Genomic DNA, 20,051 nt, shown 5'->3' on the forward strand with positions numbered 1-20,051 from the left:
GCCCAGCACGAGCACGAACGCGGTCCGCCACAGGTTCAGCGCAGCCACTCGCCCGCGTCCTCGTCCAGCCGCGAGGGAAGCTCGGCCAGGAACCGCAGCAGGTCCGCGACCAGCGACCGGGCCTCCGCCGCCGACAGAATCCCGGACTGGTAACCGAATACGCCGGACCAGCCGCCGGCGAGTTCGGGCACCACGGTGACCGTCATCGGATAGTGCGTGCGTTCGCGGAACCGGGTCCCGGTGATCTCCAGCCCCGGCGCCGGTTCCCGCATCTTCGCCGGGTCCACCGGATAGTTCTCGAACACGACGAGACTGTCGAACAGCCGGTCCTGGCCGGTCAGCGCGGCCAGTTCGGCGAGACCGACGTGCTGGTGCGCGAGCAGTTCCTGGTGCCGTGCTTGGGTTCGCGCCAGCGTCTCCCCCACGGTTCCGGCGAACCGCACCCGCACCGGGACCGGGTTGGCGAGCAAGCCGAGGATCTCCTCGACACCGTCCACTTCGGACGTCCGCCCGGAAACCATTGCCCCGAAGGCGACATCGGCGACCCCGGCCCGAGCCGCGAGCACCGCCGCCCACGCACCCTGCAGCAACGTTCCCGCGGTGACGCCGTGTTCGGCACCGGCTCGAGTCAACGAAGCGACCAGTGAAGCGTCCACAGTGAACAGTTCCGGCTCGGCCGCCGCGGGCGGTCCGCTCAGCAGCTTCCGCGGGGGCAGGCCGGCCAGTTCCGTCCGCCACGCATGCCCGGTCACCGCGTGGTCCCGCGCCGCGAGCCAGCGCGTGTACCGCGACACCGGCACCGCTTCCGGCAGCGACTCGCCGGAGTACCCGGCGAACAACTCGGCCAGGATCCTCGGCGCCGACCAGCCGTCGGACAGCAGGTGATGGCTGGTGAGCACGAGTTCGTGCCGCTCCGGGCCGTGGCGGAGCACGGTGACCCGCAGCAACGGTCCCGCGCCGAGGTCGAACGGCTCGGCGAGGTCTTCCGCGAGCAACCGCTCGACGTCCCCGGAGCGCACGCGGAACCCGACCTGCGGCTCGGCCGGCAGCACCTGCACCTCGTGCCCGGCCGGGAAAACCGCGCCCAGGTTCGGATGCCGCCGCACCAACGCGTTCGCCGCAGCCTCCAGCGCGGCCAGATCCAACGCTCCAGCCAGCGAAAACGCCGCCTGCACCGGATACGGATCCTCGCTCGCGGCCCGCGATTCGCGCAGGATCAGCTCCTGCAGCGGTGTCAGCGGCAGCAGTTCGCCGGCCGGCACCGCGTCCGCCAGCGCAGCGAGTTCCGCCTGGAACGCCGCACCCAACGCCGCGATCTCCTCCGCACTGAACTCCGAAGACGGCCAGGTGAACCGAGCCGCCAGCCGGTCGTCGCGCACCATCGCGTTCACCATCAGCGCGTGCGCGAGCGGTGCGCCGGCCGAGCCGAGCGGATCGGCGTCCGGCGGCCGCTGCCACGGCGTCTCCGCTTGCGGCGCCGCTTCGAACCGGCCGAGGTAGTTCCAGCTGACGTCCGCACCGGTCGATGTACCGCCGAGGATGCCGAACCCGAGCCCGTCGCCAGCGGCGCGGAGCTGATCGCGGACCGCGGCGATGGCCGTCTCGTCGGAAGGCGGGGTGATCCGGGCCGGGTACATCGCGGTGAACCAGCCGACCGTGCGGGACAGGTCGACGGCCCCGGCGAAGTCCGGCGTGTGGTCCGGCCGGCCGTGGCTTTCCAAGGCGACGAGCAGCTCCGTACCGCGCCAAGCCCGGTAAGCGCGCGCGAACGCGGTGAGCAGCACGGCGTCCGGGCCGGTCCGGTACGCGCCCGGCAACGTCGTCAGCACCGCCTGGGTGATCTCCTCCGACACCTCTATCTCGTGGTGCCGCGCCGCCCCGCTGACCGGACGAGCCGAAGCCGCGAGCCGTTGCCAGTGCGCGCTTTCCACCTGCCGCGCGGGCTTGGCCGCGACCAGCGCGCGGGCCCAGCCGAGGAACGACGGCCCGCGCTCCGGCAGCTGGCGGCCGAGATAGGCCTGCTCAAGGTCGTCGAGGAGGATCCGCCACGACACCGCGTCCACCACGAGGTGGTGCGCGACGAGCGCGAGCCGCCCCGGGCGCGCGGGCCCGGCGTCCGCCCACACCGCACGCAGCATCGGCCCCTTCCGCGGGTCCATGGCGGACCGGACCGCGGCGATCTCGTCGTCCAGCAGCGCCCGCAGGTCCGCGTCCTCGCCGGCCGGAACGACCATCAGCACGTCCGCCCCGGTCACCGCGCCCGGTTCCGGGACGCGCAGCACGTCGCCGGCCAGGTGCGAACGCAGCACGTCGTGCCGTTCGAGGACCGCGTCGAGCGCGGCCCGCCATCGCGGCACGTCGCCCCCGGACGGCACGCACACCTCGACCCACTGGCAGAACCCGTCGGCCGCCGAGCCAGCGCGTTCCAGCAGGTCACGCATGACCGGCGTCAGCGGCGCGTCGCCGACCGCCGGGGTGAGATCCGGCGACACCGCCACGGTCTGCTCGCCGCAGCGCGCCGCGATCCCGGCGATCGTGCCGCCCTCGAAAACGTCCCGCGCGGTCAGGTGCAGGCCCGCGCGCCGAGCGCGCGCGACCAGCCGAAGCGAGGCGATGCTGTCGCCGCCAGCGTCGAGGAACCCGTCGTCGATCGTGACGTCCGGGCCGAGCAGTTCGCGAACCACTTCCAGCAGCACGGTTTCCGCTTCCGTCGCCGGTTGCCGGGCCGCGGCGACGTTGCGCGGACCGGGCGCGGGCAGCGCGGCCCGGTCGAGCTTGCCGCTCGGCCCGAGCGGCAGCCGCTCCAGCGAAAGCACCGCGGACGGCACCATGTGCGCGGGCAGTTCGGCCGCCAGGTGCTCGCGCAGCGCGGCCGGATCGGGATCCGCGCCGTCGGCGGGCACGACGTACCCGACGAGCCGCCGGTCCCCCGGCCGGTCCTCGCGCACGAGCACGACGGCGGCCCGCACGTCCGGATGCCGCGCCAGCGCCGACTCGATCTCGCCCGGCTCGATCCGGAACCCGCGCAGTTTGACCTGGTGGTCGGCGCGGCCGAGGAACACCAGCTGCCCGTCCGGCCGCCAGCGCACCAGGTCGCCGGTGCGGTACATCCGCTCGCCGGGCGCGCCGAACGGATCGGCCACGAACCGCTCCGCGGTCTGCCCCGGCCGGTTCACGTACCCGCGCGCGAGCTTCGGCCCGGCGAGGTACAGCTCGCCGGTGACGCCGGTCCCGACCGGCCGCAGCCCGGCGTCCAGCACGTACGCCCGCACCTGCGGGTCCGGCCTGCCGATCGGCAGCGGGCCGGGGTCGTCCGCGGAGTACACCCAGGTGACGGAGTTGATCGTGACCTCGGTCGGGCCGTAGGCGTTGAACAGCGCCCGCCTGCCGCCCCAGCGGTGCGCCAGCTCCGGGTCGAGCCGTTCGGCGCCGACCACGAAGAACACCTCCGGGTCCACGGTCGCGTCGTCCGGCATCGCGGAGAGGAACGACGGCAGCAGGTTCAGCCCGGTGACCCGGTGCTCGGCGGCGTAGGCGAGCAGGTCGTCGCCGGACCCGCGGACCTCCTCCGGCGCGATCACCGAGGTGCCGCCGGACAGCAGCGGCAGGAAGAACTGCCAGTACGACACGTCGAAACTCGTGGACGCGAAGTGCAGGTACCGCTCGCCGTGCCGGATGCCGACGACGTCCTCCTGCAGCGCGACCAGGCTCGGAATGCCGCGATGGGCGATCGCGACGCCCTTGGGCTTTCCGGTGGTCCCGGACGTGTAGATCACATACGCCAGCTCGTCCGGATCCGGGACCACATCGTCCCAAGTGGATGGTCCACTCAGGACCTTCGGGTCGATGACCGGAACGCCGAAGCCGGGGGCTGAAGTGGACACCACCGCGGCTGGCGCACTGTCTTTCACCAGATGCGCCAAGCGTTCCGCCGGGTACGTCGGATCCATCGGCACGTGCACCGCACCGGCTTTGAGCACGCCGAACAGCGCGACCACGAGGTCGACGTCGCGTTCCAGCAGCACCGCGACCGGGTCCTGCTCCCGCACCCCGGCCGCGCGCAAGGCGTGCGCGAGCTGGTTCGCCTTCCGGTTCAGTTCCGCATAGGTCAGGCGGCGATCCCGGCACACGACAGCTTCGGCGTCCGGAGTTTCCCGCACCCAGCGGGCGAATTCCTCCAGGCAGGTACCGGCCTCCCGGCGCGGTGCAGGCCCGATTCCTTGCCGCAGGAGAGCCGCTTCCTCATCGGCGCCAAGGGAACGCAGCCGAGCGACCGGTTGCTGCGGGTTGGCGACGATCTCGTGCAGCAGCGTCGTCAGCCAGCGGCCGTACGCCCGCACGGTCGGTTCGTCGAAGGCCTGCGGCTGGTAGCCGAGTCCGATCGAGATCTCGTCGCCGGGCAGCACGATCACGGTCAGCGGATAGTGCGTCGCGTCGGTGATGTCGACGCCGGCGAGGTCGAGCCCGGCCGCGAGCGGTTCGCGTTCCCGGCTGGAGAGCGGGAAGTTCTCCATCACCAGCATCGTGTCGAACAGCTCGCCGACGCCCGCCGCGCGCTGGATGTCCGGCAGGCCGAGGTGATGGTGGTCGGTGAGCCGCGCGTTCTCGTCCTGCACGCGCGCCAGCACCGCCGCGGCCGGATCGGACGGCGCGAACGCCACGCGCACCGGGATGGTGGTGCCGAGCTGGCCGATCATCGCTTCCACGCCGGGGACGTCGGACGGACGGCCGGACACCGGGCAGCCGAACACCACGTCCTGGCGTCCGGTGAGCCGCGCCAGCAGGACGCCCCACGCGGTCTGGAACACCGCCGTCGCCGTCACGCCGCGTTCCCGCGCGAAGACGCGCAGCTGTTCGCTGAACTCCGCGCCGAGGCCGATCCAGATCCGTTGTGGACGGTCCGAAGAGGACTCCGCGGTCGCCGGGGCGAGCCGCGTCCCTTCTTCCAGGCCGGCCAGCGCGGCCTGCCAGGCCTCGACCGCCGCGTCGTGCTCGCGGGCGGCCAGCACCCGGTGGTACTCGGCCAGCGGCGGCGCGACCGGAGCGGCCGGCCCGCCGTCGAGCTCGGCGTAAGTGGCCAGCAGCGCGCGGCCGACGAGCGGCATCGACCAGCCGTCGAGCAGCGCGTGATGGAGGGTCAGGACCAGCCGGTGTTCGGCCGGGCCGAGGGTGAGCAGCAGGAACCGGATCAGCGGCGGCGCCGCCGGGTCGAACGGACGCGCCAGCTCGGCCGCGCATTCGTCGTCGGCGCTCTCCGGATGTTCGACGTGCCGCCAGTCCAGGTGCACCTCAGCAGGCACGACCTGCACGACCTCGCCCGCCGCTGTGGTGTGCAGGTGGACGCGCAACGCCGGATGCCGGCGCAGCAGTTCTTCGGCGGCGGCTCGCATCCGCTCCGGATCGAGCTTTCCCTCCAGCCGGGTCACCGCCTGCACGGTGTAGACGTCGGGTCCACCGCTGGTGAGCGTGTGGAACGACAATCCGGCCTGCAGCGGCGTCGCGGGCAGGACGTCGGCGACCGGACCCTGCCGTTCGAGGGCGTCGATGTCCTCCTGGCTAAGCGTCACCAGCGGAAGGTCCGACGGGGTGAGCCCGCCGGTGGTCTCCCGCGCGTGCTTGGTGAGCGCGGCGAACGCCGCCGCCCAGGCTTGCTGCAAACGTTCGACTTCTTCCGGCGGCAGCACCCGGCTGGCGGCGGTCCATTCGACGGCGATCCGCGGCGCGCTTTCCTCGCGGACGAAACAGTTCAGCGCCAGAACCTGCTCCAGCGCCTTCGCGGGCGGCTCGATTACGGCGAACGGGTCCTCGTCCGGAAGCTGCCAGCCGCCGGACAGCGGAGTGAACCGGCCGAGGTAGTTGAGCAGGACGTCCGGCATCTCCGGGGCGAACTCGGCACCCGGGTCCAGGTACCGGAGGATGCCGAAGCCGATCCCGCCGTCCGGCACCGCGCGCCGGGCTTCCTTGACCGCGCGCAGCAAGCGATCGAGAGTGTCCACACCGGACAGTCCGATGCGGACTGGATATTCGGCGGTGAACCAGCCGACCGTGCGGGCGAGATCCAGGCCTTCGCGGCCGTGCCCCTCCATCGTGACCGTGATCGAGTCTTCCTCGCCGCGCAGCGTCAGCACGAGCGCGGCGAGCAACACCTCGTCCACACCCGCGCGATAAGCCGCGGGCAGCGTCGTGAGGATCGCGGTGCTTTCCTCTTCGCTGGCAACGGTGACCGAACGATGCGCGGTGGCCACGGTGTCGCGCGCCGGGTCGAGCTTGCTTTTCCGCGTCGACCGCCAGTAGTCGAGTTCGCCGCGCCGCGCACCACTCGCACCCTGTTCGGCGAGCGCCAAGGCATGCCGGCGCCAGGAATTGCGCACGGGTTCGAGCACCCCGCCCTCGCACGCCGTCTGCAGATCAGGCAGCAGAATCCGCCAGGAGACCCCGTCGATAGCCAGGTGGTGCACGACGATCACCACCTGGTCGCCCACCCGCGCGACCCGCAGCATCGCCCCGGCGCGCGGGTCCAATTCGGACGCCAGCCGCTCCGCCACCTCGGCCGGGTCCCCCGTCGCCTCGATGACCGACGCTTCGACGGATCCCCGCGGCCGGATCGTCACCGTGCCATCGGGTTCGACGCGAAGCCGCAACACGTCGTGGTGGTCGAGAATCTTCTGGACCCCGGCGAGAAGCCCCGGCACCGGACCGTCCACTCGCAGCACTGTCCACTGTGCATAACCGACAAGGGCGGCCGGATCGGGATTCAGCTCGAACAACGTGCGCATGATCGGCGGTGCCGGAACCTCGCCGACTGGCTCGTCCGGCGCACTGTCCGGTTCGGACAGTTCCCGGCTCGCCGCCGCCAACGCCGCGAAACTGCGCCGCGCCAGCAGATCCCGAGGCCGGAGATCCAGTCCGTGCGCCCGCAACCGGCTGCTGACGCTGATCGCGGTGATGCTGTCGCCGCCGAGGGCGAAGAAATCGTCGTCGACCGCGACCCGCTCCACGCCGATCACCTCGGCGATCGCGGCGCACAGCAACCGTTCCCGCTCGGTCCGGGGCTCCCGTCCGCCCTCGGCCGCCGCGGGCGCGGGCAACGCGGCCCGGTCGAGTTTTCCGTTGCTGGTCACCGGAAGTTCGTCCAGCACCACGACCGCCGCCGGGACCATCGCCTCCGGCAATCGCTCCGCGAGGGCCGCCCGGACGTCTTCCGCCGCCAGCCCGGAGCCGACGACATACCCGACCAACCGCGGTCCGCGCACCGCCGCCGCGGCGGCCCGCACGCCGGGAACCGCGCCGAGCGCGCTCTCGACCTCGCCCAATTCCACCCGGTGGCCGCGAATCTTGACCTGCCCGTCGCGCCGCCCCAGATACTCCAGCCCACGGCCGGGAACCCAGCGCACGACGTCGCCGGTGCGGTACATCCGCTTCCCCGGCGGCCCGAACGGATCGGCGACGAACCGCTCCGCCGTCCCGCCCGGACGGCCGAGGTAACCGCGCGCCAGATGCGGCCCGGCGAGGTACAGCTCCCCGCGACTGCCCGGCAGCACCGGCCGCAGCGCCGCGTCGAGCACGTACGCCCGCGTGCCGGGCACGGCGAACCCGATCACCGGTTCGTCCCCGGTGATCGGCGCGCTGGCACCGTCCACAGTGGTCTCAGTCGGACCGTAAATGTTGCGTGCGCGGATCCCGGACGAAGCGACCCGCTGCCACAGCGCCGGAGGAGTCGCCTCGCCGCCGAGCACCAGCAACGCCGGATCGAGCGATCCCGCGTCCAGCAACGGAGCCGCCATCGACGGCGTGGTGTCGATGACGTCGATCCGGTCGCGCACGAAGGCGGCGTGCAGCGCGTCGACGTCACGCGCGGTTTCCGTGTCGTAGACGTGCAATTCGTGCCCGCACAGCATCCACAGCAGCTGCTCGATCGCCGAGTCGAAGGCGAACGAATACGTGTGCGCCACGCGGAGCCGCCGCCCCTGCGCGGTCTCGGCGACGGTGGTCGCGCGGTGGTTCCGCAGCAACGTCTCCAGCCCGCCGGACCGGACCAGCACTCCCTTGGGCTGCCCGGTGGAACCCGAGGTGAAGATGACGTACGCGAGGTGTTCCGGATGACGGTCCACATCGGACAGTTCCGCCGCCGAGTACCCGGCGATCTCGTTCCGCACCGCCGGATCGTCCAGCCGGAGCTGTGGAACCCCCGGCAAAGCGGCCGAATCCGTCACCGCGAGCTTCGGGGCCACCTCGGCGACCAGCGAGCGCAACCGTTCCGCCGGATGCGCCAAGTCCAGCGGCAGGAACGCGGCCCCCGCGTCGAGAACCGCCAGCAGCGCCACCACCAAATCGGCCGACCGGGGCAACGCCAGCGCCACTACGTCGTCCGCGCCGACGCCCCGCGCCCGCAACGCCCGCGCCATCCGGTGCACCCGCGCCCGGACCTCGTCGCCGGTGAGCCGCTCGTCCCCGCAGACCAGCGCGGTCTGCCCGCCGAGCCCGTCCAGGAGCCCTTCTTCCGGCGAGACGACGGCGGGTGTCGACCATTCGGCCAGCAAGGCCTCGACGTCCGGCACCAGATCCACCCCGCCGACCACCGGCGCGTCCGCCCCGGTGAACGCGGAGATCAACGCCTTCAACGCGGCGAGCTGCGCGTCGACGCCAGCCTGATCCTGCGACCGAGCGTCGACCTCGAAACCCAGCAACAGCCCGCCGCCGGCCGTCGGCAGCACGCTGAGCCCCATGTCCTCCGGCGGCCCGCCCGCGACGTTCCGCATCGTCCCGCGCGCCTCGCCGAACGCCAGCTCCAGATCGAACGCCTTGAGGTTGATCCCGCGTCCGTGCAGCAACGCGCCCGCGCCGGGCACCGCCAGATCCTGCGGCAGGTTCTCCCCGCGGTACCGCTGGTGCGCGCGCATTTCCCGCAACGCCTGCGCGACCCGCGCGGTCAGCTCCTCCGGCCGGTCGCCCGGCTGCACGCGCACCCGCAACGGCAGCACGTTGACCGCCATCGCCGGGGTCCGCAACGCCGCGCCCACCCGGCACATCAACGGCACCGCGAACACGACGTCCGCCGTCCCGAGCACCCGGTGCAGGAACGCCGCGTAACACGCGATCAGCGCGTCACCCCAGGTCGTCCCGGCGCGTTTCCCCAGTTCGCCCAGCGCGGCGACCTCGTCCGCGGCGAGTTCGGCACGTGCGGTGAACGTCGCTTCCGGCAGCCCGGCCGCGCTGGCGTCCTCGGCCAGCTCCGGCATCGGCGTGAACCGGTCGCACCAGTACGCGCGATCCTTCGCGAACCGTTCGCTCATCCGGTACTCGCGGTCGGCTTCGACCAGATCCGCGAACCGGCCGAACGTCGACGGCGGCGGCTCTTCGCCCCGCACCGCGGCGGTGTACCGGGCAGCGGTGCGCCGGGCGAGCATCGCCGCGGTGTAGCCGTCGAACACCAGATGGTGGCCGAGCTGGGTGAACCACACTTCGGTGTCGGAAAGCCGGAGGATCAGGTGCGAGAACAACGCCCGGTCCAGCATCCCGCGACACGCCTCGGCCGCCCGCCGCCGCTCCGCCGCGACCCGGGCGTGCGCGGCCGCCCGCGGATCCGCTTCCCCTCGCAGGTCAACGACTTCCGGCAGCGGAACCGGATCGGCGGACACGACCTGCCGCGGCCCGTCCGGGGTGTCGAGCACCCGCAGCCGCAGGCTTTCGGCCTCCTCAGTGGTCGCCCGGATCGCCTCGGCGAGCGCAGCGAGATCGACCGGTGCGCCGCCGGAAATCTCGATCACGTCGCCGACCAGGTAGTACGGCGAATCCGGCTCCAGCCGCTGCGCGTTCCAGATGCCCAGCTGGGCGCTGGTCAGCTCGAGGGTGGCGAGTGCGGTGCTCAACTGGGGACTCCTGGGGTCAGAGCGACGGCACGACCATCGGCGTCCCGGTGACCGGATCGGGCACCACGACGCTCGGCAGGTCGAAGACTTCCTTGATGAGATCGGCGTCCACGACGTCGCCGGGCGCGCCCTGCGCCACGACCCGGCCGTCGCGCATGGCGACCACGTGGTCGGCGTAGCGGCAGGCCTGGTTGATGTCGTGCAGCACCGCGATCACCGTGCGGCCCTCGTCGCGCAGCCGTTTCAGCAGCTCCAGCACCTGGTACTGGTGCGCGATGTCGAGGAACGACGTCGGTTCGTCGAGCAGCAGGTACGGCGTGCGCTGCGCGAGCACGACCGCGATCCACACCCGCTGCCGCTGCCCGCCGGACAGCTCCTGCACCGGACGGTCGGCCAGCCCGGCGACGCCGGCCGCGGTCATCGCGCTGACCACCGCGGTCTCGTCCTCGGCCGACCACGACGACAGCAGCGACTGGTGCGGGAACCGGCCGCGCGCGACCAGCTGCCGGACGCGGACGTCCTCCGGCGCGGACGGATCCTGCGGCAGGAAGCCGAGTTCCCGCGCCAGCGCCTTCGCCGGATACGCCCCGACTTCGCGGCCGTCGAAAGTCACGCCGCCGTCGGACGGACGCAGCAGCCGGACGAACGCGCGCAGCAATGTCGATTTGCCGCACGCGTTCGGGCCGACCACCGCGGTGAACGCGCGGTCCGGCACGTCGAGCCGCAACTGCGTCGAGACGACGCGGTCGCCGTAGCGCAGGGTGAGGTCCCGCGCGGTCAAGCGGGCGGTCACTTCCGCCGCACCTCCTTGGTGAGCAGCCAGATCAGGTAGCAGCCGCCGATCGCCGTGCTGACCACGCCGACCGGCAGCGACACCGGGGCGAGCAGCATTTGCGCGACGAGATCGGCCCCGGCCAGCAGCAGCGCGCCGACCAGCGCGGCGGGCAGCAGCGGAATGCCGGGCGCGCGGGCGAGCCGGCGGCCGATCTGCGGGGCGGCGAGCGCGACGAACGCGATCGGCCCGGCCACCGCGGTGACCGTCGCCGTGCAGCCGACGCCGAGCACGACCAGCTGCAGCCGCAGCGATTCGTGCCGGACCCCGGTCGTCACCGCGAGTTCCGTGCCGAGCGCCGCCTGGTGCAGCGCGGGCGCCCGGGTCAGCAGCACCGCGAACAGCACCGCGAGCACCCCGAACGGCACCGCGACGTCGCTCCAGCCGATCCCGTTGAGCGAACCGGCACTCCAGCCGACCGCGGCGATCGCCACTTCCAGGTCGGCGCGCAGCACGATCCACGAGTTCAACGCGGTCAGCATCGCGTTGACCGCGATCCCGATGACGATCAGCCGCAATCCGGATCGGCTTCCGCCCATCGACAGCAGATAGACCGCGGCCGCGGCGACCAGCCCGCCGACCACCGACGCGAACGTCAGCTGCGCCGGCGACCCGGACAGCACCGTCATCGCGATCAGCGCACCGGTGTAGGCGCCGGAATCGAGACCGATCACGTCCGGGCTGCCGAGCGGATTCCGCGTGACGTTCTGGAAAATCGCCCCGGCCAGCCCGAGCGCGGCGCCGAACACGAGCCCGGCCGCCACCCGCGGCAGCCGCCATTCGCGGATCACCACGCCCGGTCCGCCGCCCGATCCGCCGAGCGCGGCGAACACCCGCGCCGGACTCGCCCAGGCCGCGCCGTAACACAGCCCCAGCAAGGCAAGTCCGGCGAGCACGACGCCGAGCACGGCGACGAGCACGACCGTGCGGCGCTCGACCCGCAGCGAAATCCGCCCGCGGCGGAACACAAACGCGGTCATAGCGCGGCCGTCCCGTACTTGCGGACCGCCCAGATCAGCACCGGGCCGCCGACGAAGGCAGTCACGATCGCGACCGGCACCTCGCCGGTCGGCAGCAGCACGCGCGAGCCGATGTCCGACACCAGCAGCAGAATCGGGCCGAGCACCACCGCGAACGCGGTCAGCCACGGCACCGAAGCACCCGCCGCGCGCCGCGCGAGATGCGGCACGATCAATCCGACGAACAGAATCGGCCCGGCCACCGCGGTCGCCGCCCCGGCCAGCAAAGTGATCAGCAACAGCGTCACCGCACGAATTCGGGCCACGCGCGCGCCGAGAGTGTGCGCGACGGTGTCCCCCAGCGCGAGCGCGTTCAGCTGACGGCTCAACAGGAACGCGGCGACCACGCTCGCCGCGATCACGATCAACGGAACCGTCAGCGGAGCCTGTTCCCGCCCGGCCAGCGAACCGACCGCCCAGAACCGGTACCGGTCGAAGGTGTCCGGCAGCAACAGCCGGAGCCCGAGCGAAACGCCGCTGAGCACGAACGTCAGCGCGGTGCCGGTCAGCACCATCCGCAACGGCGACCGCCGGCCGACCGCGTACACCAGCAGGGTCGCCAGCACCGCGCCGAACACCGCGAACAGCAGCTCTCCCGAAGCGGAAACCGCGATGCCGAGCGCGGAACCGATCGTGATGGCGAACCCGGCCCCGGCGGTCACGCCGAGCACGCCAGGTTCAGCCAACGGGTTCCGCGACAGCACCTGAACGAGCACCCCGGCTACCGCCAGTGCCGCGCCGACCCCGACCGCCAGCAACGCCCGCGGCGCCCGGACGTCGCGCACCACCGCCTGATCGGCCGGATCGCCGTGCCCGAAAATCGCCCGGAGCACCTCCGCCGGCGCGATGCCGTGCGCGCCGACGCCCACGCTGACCACGGCCACCGCCGCCAGCAGGACGACGGCGGCGGCCAGCAGCGCGGTCCGGCTGCGCGCGGTCACTTCTTCAGCAGCGGCGCGAACGCCTGGTCCACCGCGTCCAGCGTCTTCATCGCCGCCCGGTAGGTGGCCGCTTCGGTGTAGCGGAAGGCGAACGTCTTGCCCGCCTTCACCGCCGGAAGTTCCTTCCACAGCGGCGAATCGAGCACGTACTTCACCGCGGGCGGCACCGAGCCGTCCGGCTTGACCGAGTAGGTGATCGCGTCCGCCTGCGCGAACGCGGTCGGCAGCTCCTCGATCGACGGGTACTCGCTGACGTCCTTCGAACCGCCGCCCTTGACCTTCACCTGGCCGAAGTAGCTCGCGCCGATGTCCTGCGCGACGTTCGTGCCCCAGGAATCGTTGAACTCGCGCTGGAAATTGCCCTTGGCGACCTCGCCGTACGCGCCGACGTGGCCCAGTTTCAGCTGCGGCAGCACGGCCTGGTACTTCTCCTTGAGCTGCTTCGCCTTGGCCTCGTACTCCTGGCGCGCCGCGTCGAACCCGGCCAGCGCGCCCGCCGCGTCGGACTGCTTGCGCGAAAGGTCCCGCCACGCGGAAGGAACCGACGGGCCGATCGCCACGACCGGCGCGATTTCCTGCAGCCGCTTGACGTCGATGTCCGCGAGCACCGGCTTCGGCACGCCGATCACGATCAGGTCCGGATCGGCCTGCGCGATGGCCTCGTAGTTCGTCTCGGCGGCCTGCTCGCCGGCGACCTTCGGCAGCTCGTCGTACTTCTTGCGGTCCTCGGCCGTCATCATCGGCAGTCCGCGCTTCCACGTCGAGATCCCGACGAGCGGAGCCTTCGCCTCGAGCAGCGCGGGAACGGCGTAGCCGGTGGCGATCACGCGCTGGGGCTTGACCGGGATCTTGATCTCGCCGTTGTCGGCGGCGAACACGCGGGTCGGGGCGTCGCTCCCGCCGCTCTGCGCGTCGCCGGAACCGCAGCCGGCGACGACGGTGAGGGCGACCGCGAGCGCGGCGGCGGCGAGACGGGTCTTTCTGGTGACGGTCATGCGGGGGTCCTCAAGTAGTGCGGTCGGGTGGGGGGTCGTGAGTGTTCGTCGCGGTTCTAACCGGGATGAACACTCACGAGGGGTCAGTGGTCGTGCTCGTCGTCGAAGTCCGCGACGCCGCGTTTCCAGTAGCCGGTCACGTCGTAGTCCTCGCGGGCGAGGCCGAGGTCGTCGCGCAGCCAGCGGCGCAGCGGCTTGATCGCGCCCGCTTCCCCGGCGACCCACGCGTAAAGCCGTTCGCCTTCGGGCACTTTGACTTCGCGCACGGCGTCGGCGAGAAGCTCGACGCTGCCCGGCGCGGCTGCTCCGCGGTGCAGCCAATGGACTTCGACGCCGTCCGGAGCGTCGAGGTCGATCTCCTCGCTCGCGTCGGCGACCTCGGCGAACGCCCAGCCCACGGCGGTCCGCGGCAGTTCCTCCAGCCAGCGCGCGAGTGCGGGCAACGCGGTGATGTCCCCAGCGAGCAGGTAGCGGTCGTAGTTGTGCGGCACGATCAGCCCGCCCGGCGGACCGGCGACGTGCACGGTCTCGCCCGGCCGCACCGCACGCGCCCAGTCCGAGCCGAGTCCGCCGTCGTGCAGGGCGACGTCGAGGTCCAGCTCGCCGGACTCCGGGTCGTAACGGCGGACGGTGTACTCGCGCGAGACCGGCGACGGCTTCGGCCAGCGGAGCAGGTCGCCGTTCGGTTCGGGCAGCCGCAGCTGGCCGTCGGCGTCCGGGAAGAGGATCTTCACGTGCTCGTCCGGCGAATGCGCCTCGAACCCGGCCGTGCCCGGCCCGCCGAGGGTGACGCGCAGCAGTCCGGCGCCGACCGCGCTGGTCCGCACGACCTCCGCGCGCCGGATCCGGATCGGGTACGGCACTTTCTCGGCCTGGCGGCCCGCGCGGACCTCGGCGATCCGGGCGAGGTGGCGATGCCGGTGCGCGTCCCGGCTCACTGCGCGCCGCCGGTGAGCAGCTTCGTCCAGTGCCCGAGCCGCGGGTCCTCGGCGAGGTCGGCGAACTCCAGCTGGGTCGCGCCCGCGCCGCGCCACTTCTCGACCAGGCTCATGATCCGCATCGAATCGAGGCCGAGGTCGGCGAGGTCGGTGTCCGAGGTCAGCTCGTCGAGGCCGCAGCCGAGCAGCTCGGCGACGTCGGCGTTGACCTGCTCGGCAGTCAGTCCGGGGGTGCTCATCGAGGTGCTCCTGCGGGAATCGGCGCCGACAGCGCGGCGAGCGCGCCGGCGGTGGTGGTGACGACGCCGCAGCGTTGCGCGACGTACTCGCACGCCTGGTCGTGCCGGGAGCGATCGAAGTCCGCGACCGCGTCGCTGATCAGGAACGGCCGGACGTCGCGCATGAACGCCTCGACCGCCGTGGCCTGGCAGCCGATGTGCGCGTACACGCCGGTGATCAGCAGCTGGTCGCGGTCGCCGAGCTGCTCGCGGAAAGTGCTGCGCTGGAAGGCGCTGTAGCGCCATTTGTCCAGCACGGTGTCGCCCGGCCGCGGGGCCAGCTCGTCGACGATGTCCGCCGCGCGCGGGTCGTCGTCGATCACCGCGCCGATGCCGTCGCCCCAGAACTCGGTGAGCAGCCCGCGATCGGCGGCGGGCTGCCTGCCCGGCTGCGCGGTGTAGAACACCGGCATGCCGTAGCTGCGCGCTTTTTCGGCGAGTTCCGCGATGTTCGCGACCATCTCCGGAATCGGCGAACCTTCGTACGGGGCAAGGAAATACCGCTGGACGTCGTGCACGAGCAGAGCCGCCCGCGCCGGGTCGGGCCGCCACCGCACCCGTCCCTCGGGCAGGTCCGCCGCCGTCGGCAGCGGGTACGCCCGGATCTTCGGCAGGGACACGCCTCACCTCTCCTTCGCCAGGGCGGCCAGCGCCGCCCGCAGTTCGCGTTTGCTGGTCTTGCCCACGCCGGTGACCGGGAACTCCCCGACCACCTCCACCAGATCCGGCACCTTGAACGCGGCCACCCCGCGCCCGCGCACGAACCGGCGCAGTTCCGCCGCGCTCGGCTGCGCTCCGTCCGCCGGAAGGACATACGCGCAGGTCCGCTCGCCGAGGTACTCGTCGGGCACCGCGACGACGGCCGCGTCGAGCACGCCCGGATGCGCCATCAGGTGGTTCTCGACCTCTTCCGCCGCGACCTTCTCGCCGCCGCGGTTGATCTGCTCCTTCGCCCGCCCGACGACTTCGAGATGCCCGGATTCCCTCTGCCGCACCAGATCGCCGGTGCGGTAGAACCCGTCCTCGGTGAACGCGGTCTTGTTGTGCTCGGCCGCGTTGTAGTACCCGCGGATCGTGTACGGCCCGCGCGTGAGCAGCGCCCCGATTTCGCCCGGCGCGACGAGGTCGTCCGACTTCGCCAGCGGATCGTCCGGATTCACGACGCGCACCTCGTCGTCCGGCGAGATCGGCCGCCCCTGCGTGCTCAGGACGAGGTCCTCCGGATCGTCCAGCCGGGTGTAGCAGACGAGGCCCTCGGCCATGCCGAACACCTGCTGCAGCTGGCATCCCAGCGCCGGACCGATGCGTTCCGCCAGCTCCCGGCCGCATTTCGCGCCGCCGACGAGCAGAACGTCCAAAGAGGACAGATCCCGTTCCGTCCGCGCCGCCGCCTGCACCCAGGCCGCCGCCAACGGCGGGACGACGCCGCTGATCGTGACCCCCTCGGCCTCGATCAGCCGAAACGCGGTGTCCGCGTCCGGCCGCGGCGCCAGCACCGTCGCCGCACCCGCGTGCAACGCGCCGAGCAGCCCCGGCGAGCTGAGCGGAAAGTTATGCGCCACTGGCAAGGCCGCGAGGTACACGCTTTCTTTCCGGAGCCCGCAGATCCGCGCGCTCTCCCGCACGCTGTACAGGTAGTCGTCGTGCGTGCGCGGAATCAGCTTCGGCAGCCCGGTACTTCCGCCGGACAGCTGCAGAAACGCCATGCTCTCCGGATCCGGCTCCGGCAACTCCCGCTTCGCGGTCGCCGCCAGCTCCGCGAACTCCGGCTCCCCGACGACGAACACTTTCCGTTGCTGCTGCGCGATTTCCCGCGCCATCTTCGCGTGATCGTGCCCAGCGTGCTCACCGACAGTGAGGATCGCTTTCGCGTCGCTCTGCTCTACGAAGTGCCGCAACTCGCTCTCGCGATGCGCGGGCAACGCGAACACCGGCACCGCGCCGGCCCGCCACAGCCCGAAGACGACCGACACGAACTCCGGAATGTTCGGCAACTGCACGACCACCCGGTCGCCCGGCCCGATCCCGTTCGCGACGAACCCCGCGGCCAGCCGATGCGCGCGCTCGTCCAGCTCGCCGAACGTCCAGCGCTGCTCCTCGCCGACGACCGCAGTCCGGTCCGCGTACGCCGCTTCGAGCGACGTCAGCAGGGCCCCGAACGTCTGCCCCCGCCAATACCCGCTGGCCCGGTACCTGGCCGCGGTCTCTTCCGGCCAGAGGTTCACGCGACTCCCTCCGCACCCAGCGCACGCAGCAGCGTCCCGAATTTCGCGCTGGTCTCCGCCAATTCCGCGGCCGGATCCGACCCGGCGACGATGCCCGCCCCCGCGAACAGCCGCGCGGTAGCGCCGGACACCTCGGCGCACCGGATCGTGACGACCCATTCGCCGTCCCCCGCGAGGTCGGTCCAGCCGACGAGCCCCGCGTAATACCCCCGGTCCTCGGGCTCGAGCCGGGCGATCGTGTCGCGCGCCAGCCCGACCGGGACCCCGCACACCGCAGGCGTCGGATGCAACGCCTCGGCCAGCTCCAACGACGACGGCCCGCCCGGCCCGACCCGCCCGGTGATCCGGGTCGAGAGGTGCCACATCGTCGGCGTGCCGATCACTTCCGGCGCTTCCGGGACTTCCAGCTCGGTGCAGTAGCGTCCCAGCACCTCCGCGACCTGCGCGGCGACGAGCGCGTGCTCGTCGAGATCCTTTTCGGACACCCGCAACTCGGCGACCGCCCGAGCGTCCCGCGCCGGATCCCCGGTCCGCCGCCGCGACCCGGCGAGCGGATTCGCGGTCACGACGTTCCCCTTGCGAGACACCAGCAACTCCGGACTGGCCCCGACAAGCGTCCGCGGCGCCGGATCCCCGGGCGCACTGACGTCCACGGCGAAGGCATGCGCCGCGGGATCCGCCTGGACGAGGTCGCGGAGCAGTTTCCGCACCGAAACGCCTTGCTCGCCAACGAGATCCAGCGCCCGGGCGAGGACGACCTTGCGAAGTTCCCCGTCCCCGATGAGGTCGACCGCTCGGCGAACGCTCTCGGCGTAAACCTCGGGAGCCGGCTTCGGGACTACGGTCCAGGGGGATCGGTTGGTGTGCGAGGCTTTGGGGTCTTCGGAGGCTGCGTCGCCGTGGGGGGCGGGGTGGTTTTCGGTGGGCTTCACTACGTTCGGGCTGTCTGCGGTGCGCGAAGGTCCGTCCGGGTTTTCCCTGGATTCCACCGCGCCGCCCGGCGCGCCCCCGAGATCAAGCCGAGCCGAGCACTCGCCGTCCGCCGCCCGATCGCCCGCAGCGGAGCCAGAAGTCCCGGCCGCCAGCTTCGCCCGGCCGCCCGGGCTGTTCGCCGCGACGCCGCCCGGAGCCTCGGCCCGGCGCACCACCGCGGGAACGATCAGGCTGCTCCCGGAATCCGGCCGGAACCCGATCGCCCCCACCACGACCGGATTCTCGACCCCCGCCAGCACCGCGGCTTCCAACGCCTCGGCCGCCGCCGCGGCCCGGTTCCCGGCCGTGCCGCGGACGTGCGAGTGCACCCCGTCGGCGAGCAGCACCCCGCGGGCCGACGAGTAGTAGAACGACCCCGGCAGGTACGCGGCCAGGAGATCCGCCGCCCGGTGGACCGGCCGCGGACGGGCCGGAGCAGGTGAGGACACGAGGTGAATTCCCTTTCGCACACGCGCAGGCGGCCGAGCCGCCCCGTCCGTTCCCCGCACAGGGCCCGGACCTCGACTGTTCGGTTAGCCTAACCTAATGGACACTAACGTACCCGGACGAAAAGGAAAAGCCGCCCGGCGGGTCGACCCGGGTCACGCACGAAGCGTGGCGCCGCCGTCGACATAGAGGTTCTGCATGGTGATGTGCCGCGCCCGGTCGGACACGAGGAACAGCACCGCGTCCGCGATATCCGCCGGATCGGCGATCCGCCCGAGCGGAATCCCGACGCGGAACTCCTCCGGATCCCCCGCGATCACCCGGGCTTCGCCGGAATCGTCCGTCCACAGTAGACGCTGCATGGCGGTGTCGGTCGACCCCGGCGAGACGATGTTGCACCGGATCCCCGAACCGGCGAGTTCCAGCCCGAGGCAACGGGTGAGCATGGTCGCCGCCGCCTTCGAAGCCGCGTAAGCGGCCATCCCGGTCCGCGGGACACCGGCCGCGTTCGACCCGACGGTGATCAGCACCCCGCTCCCCCGCGGCTGCATCCGCCGGGATATCTCGCGCAGCAGCGTGAAAACCCCGGTCGAGTTGACCGCGAACGTCGCCGCCCAGTCCTCGTCGCTGGTCTCCCCCACCGATCCGGGCCGCAACACCCCCGCGACCGACACCCCGATCCCGATCGGCCCCAGCTCCCTCTCGACGTCCGCCACCACCCGCGCGACCGCCCCCGGATCCCCGACATCCGCCACAAACGGCACCACCCGCCCGACCGGCAACCGGACGTCGCCCGCCGGACGATCCCGCACCGCATCAGCGTGGTCGGCTGCCCGCGCAGCGCCACGCCCCGCGAACGCTCCCGCCGCCGAATCGGCCGACGGTCGCGGGATATCCCCGCTCGCAACCTCATCCGCTGAAGCATCAGCCAAAGTTGGCGACACGCCCGCCGCAGCCCCTGCCGCGTCGACCGAAGCTCGCGACGCATCACCCGAGACCTCCGACACGCCCACCGAAGCTGGCAACGCATCACCCGAGACCTCCGACACGCCCGCCGAAGCGCGCGACGCATCATCCGAGGCACCCGCCGAAGCCCGCGACGCGCCGACCGAAGCCCGCCCGACCTCGCCGCTCACGGAAGCCCCGGCCGCAGCACTCCCCGAAAGCCGCGCACCCGCACGACCCTCCGACGCACCCACCGCACCCGAACCCGTCGCGGCATCGCCCAGCGGTCCGCTGCCCGAAGCACCTCCGGCACCCGCCAGAGCCAGCCCCGCGCCGTAGTCGCGCGCGGCAACCTCCCGCAACCCCTCCTCGTCGATGTCCACCGCGGCCACCACGGCACCGGCCCGGGCGAGCGCCTCCACGACGGCCGCGCCGATTCCGCGCGCACCTCCCGTGACCAGCGCGATCCGTCCCTCGATCCCGGCTCCCGCGTCCCGCGTCACCGCGCACCTCACCCTCCGTCGCCGACTGATTAGGCAAACCTAACCTAATCGGGTGAGCGACGGCCAGGGTGATCCCGCCCACCTCCG

The 20,051-nt window shown here is 72.3% G+C and carries 11 protein-coding genes and 1 pseudogene; all 12 read right to left on the bottom strand.

The genetic code is table 11. The features are described from left to right. Positions 1–35: 35 nt before the first annotated feature. Entirely contained in the window at positions 36–9,869 is a 9,834-nt protein-coding gene (locus F9C11_RS33150; RefSeq protein WP_409181299.1) for an amino acid adenylation domain-containing protein, read from the bottom strand. A gap of 16 nt (positions 9,870–9,885) precedes the next feature. Further along, the gene (locus F9C11_RS33155) at positions 9,886–10,662 is read right to left on the bottom strand and encodes an ABC transporter ATP-binding protein (protein WP_409181300.1); all 777 of its coding nucleotides are present in this window, start codon (positions 10,660–10,662) and stop codon (positions 9,886–9,888) included. Next, positions 10,659–11,681: a FecCD family ABC transporter permease gene (locus tag F9C11_RS33160; RefSeq protein ID WP_409181301.1), complete on the bottom strand. Its 1,023-nt coding sequence runs from the start codon at positions 11,679–11,681 to the stop codon at positions 10,659–10,661. The genes F9C11_RS33155 and F9C11_RS33160 overlap by 4 nt, the downstream gene beginning before the upstream one ends. Next, positions 11,678–12,661, bottom strand: a complete 984-nt coding sequence (locus F9C11_RS33165; RefSeq protein WP_409181302.1) for a FecCD family ABC transporter permease — start codon at positions 12,659–12,661, stop codon at positions 11,678–11,680. Before F9C11_RS33165 ends, F9C11_RS33160 begins: the two co-directional genes overlap by 4 nt. Beyond that, positions 12,658–13,656, bottom strand: coding sequence for an ABC transporter substrate-binding protein (locus tag F9C11_RS33170; protein ID WP_409181303.1), 999 nt, complete (start codon positions 13,654–13,656; stop codon positions 12,658–12,660). Before F9C11_RS33170 ends, F9C11_RS33165 begins: the two co-directional genes overlap by 4 nt. An 83-nt stretch (positions 13,657–13,739) precedes the next feature. After that, complete coding sequence (locus tag F9C11_RS33175) at positions 13,740–14,594, bottom strand: siderophore-interacting protein (protein WP_409181304.1); 855 nt, start codon at positions 14,592–14,594, stop codon at positions 13,740–13,742. Further along, entirely contained in the window at positions 14,591–14,833 is a 243-nt protein-coding gene (locus F9C11_RS33180) for a phosphopantetheine-binding protein (RefSeq protein ID WP_409181305.1), read from the bottom strand. The genes F9C11_RS33175 and F9C11_RS33180 overlap by 4 nt, the downstream gene beginning before the upstream one ends. Further along, on the bottom strand, positions 14,830–15,492 hold the full coding sequence (locus F9C11_RS33185) for an isochorismatase family protein (RefSeq protein ID WP_409181306.1): 663 nt from the start codon (positions 15,490–15,492) through the stop codon (positions 14,830–14,832). Before F9C11_RS33185 ends, F9C11_RS33180 begins: the two co-directional genes overlap by 4 nt. Positions 15,493–15,495: 3 nt before the next feature. Then, entirely contained in the window at positions 15,496–17,097 is a 1,602-nt protein-coding gene (locus F9C11_RS33190) for a (2,3-dihydroxybenzoyl)adenylate synthase (RefSeq protein ID WP_409181307.1), read from the bottom strand. Beyond that, complete coding sequence (locus F9C11_RS33195; protein WP_409187026.1) at positions 17,094–18,398, bottom strand: isochorismate synthase; 1,305 nt, start codon at positions 18,396–18,398, stop codon at positions 17,094–17,096. Before F9C11_RS33195 ends, F9C11_RS33190 begins: the two co-directional genes overlap by 4 nt. A gap of 273 nt (positions 18,399–18,671) precedes the next feature. Then, positions 18,672–19,409, bottom strand: coding sequence for a 2,3-dihydro-2,3-dihydroxybenzoate dehydrogenase (locus F9C11_RS33200; protein ID WP_409187027.1), 738 nt, complete (start codon positions 19,407–19,409; stop codon positions 18,672–18,674). A 408-nt stretch (positions 19,410–19,817) separates the two neighbouring features. After that, positions 19,818–19,976 (bottom strand): annotated as a pseudogene (locus F9C11_RS33205) (SDR family NAD(P)-dependent oxidoreductase); the annotation flags it as partial. Between the last annotated feature and the right edge of the window lie 75 nt (positions 19,977–20,051).

It is taken from the genome of Amycolatopsis sp. VS8301801F10 (genome assembly GCF_046195355.1).
Taxonomy (GTDB): Bacteria; Actinomycetota; Actinomycetes; order Mycobacteriales; family Pseudonocardiaceae; genus Amycolatopsis.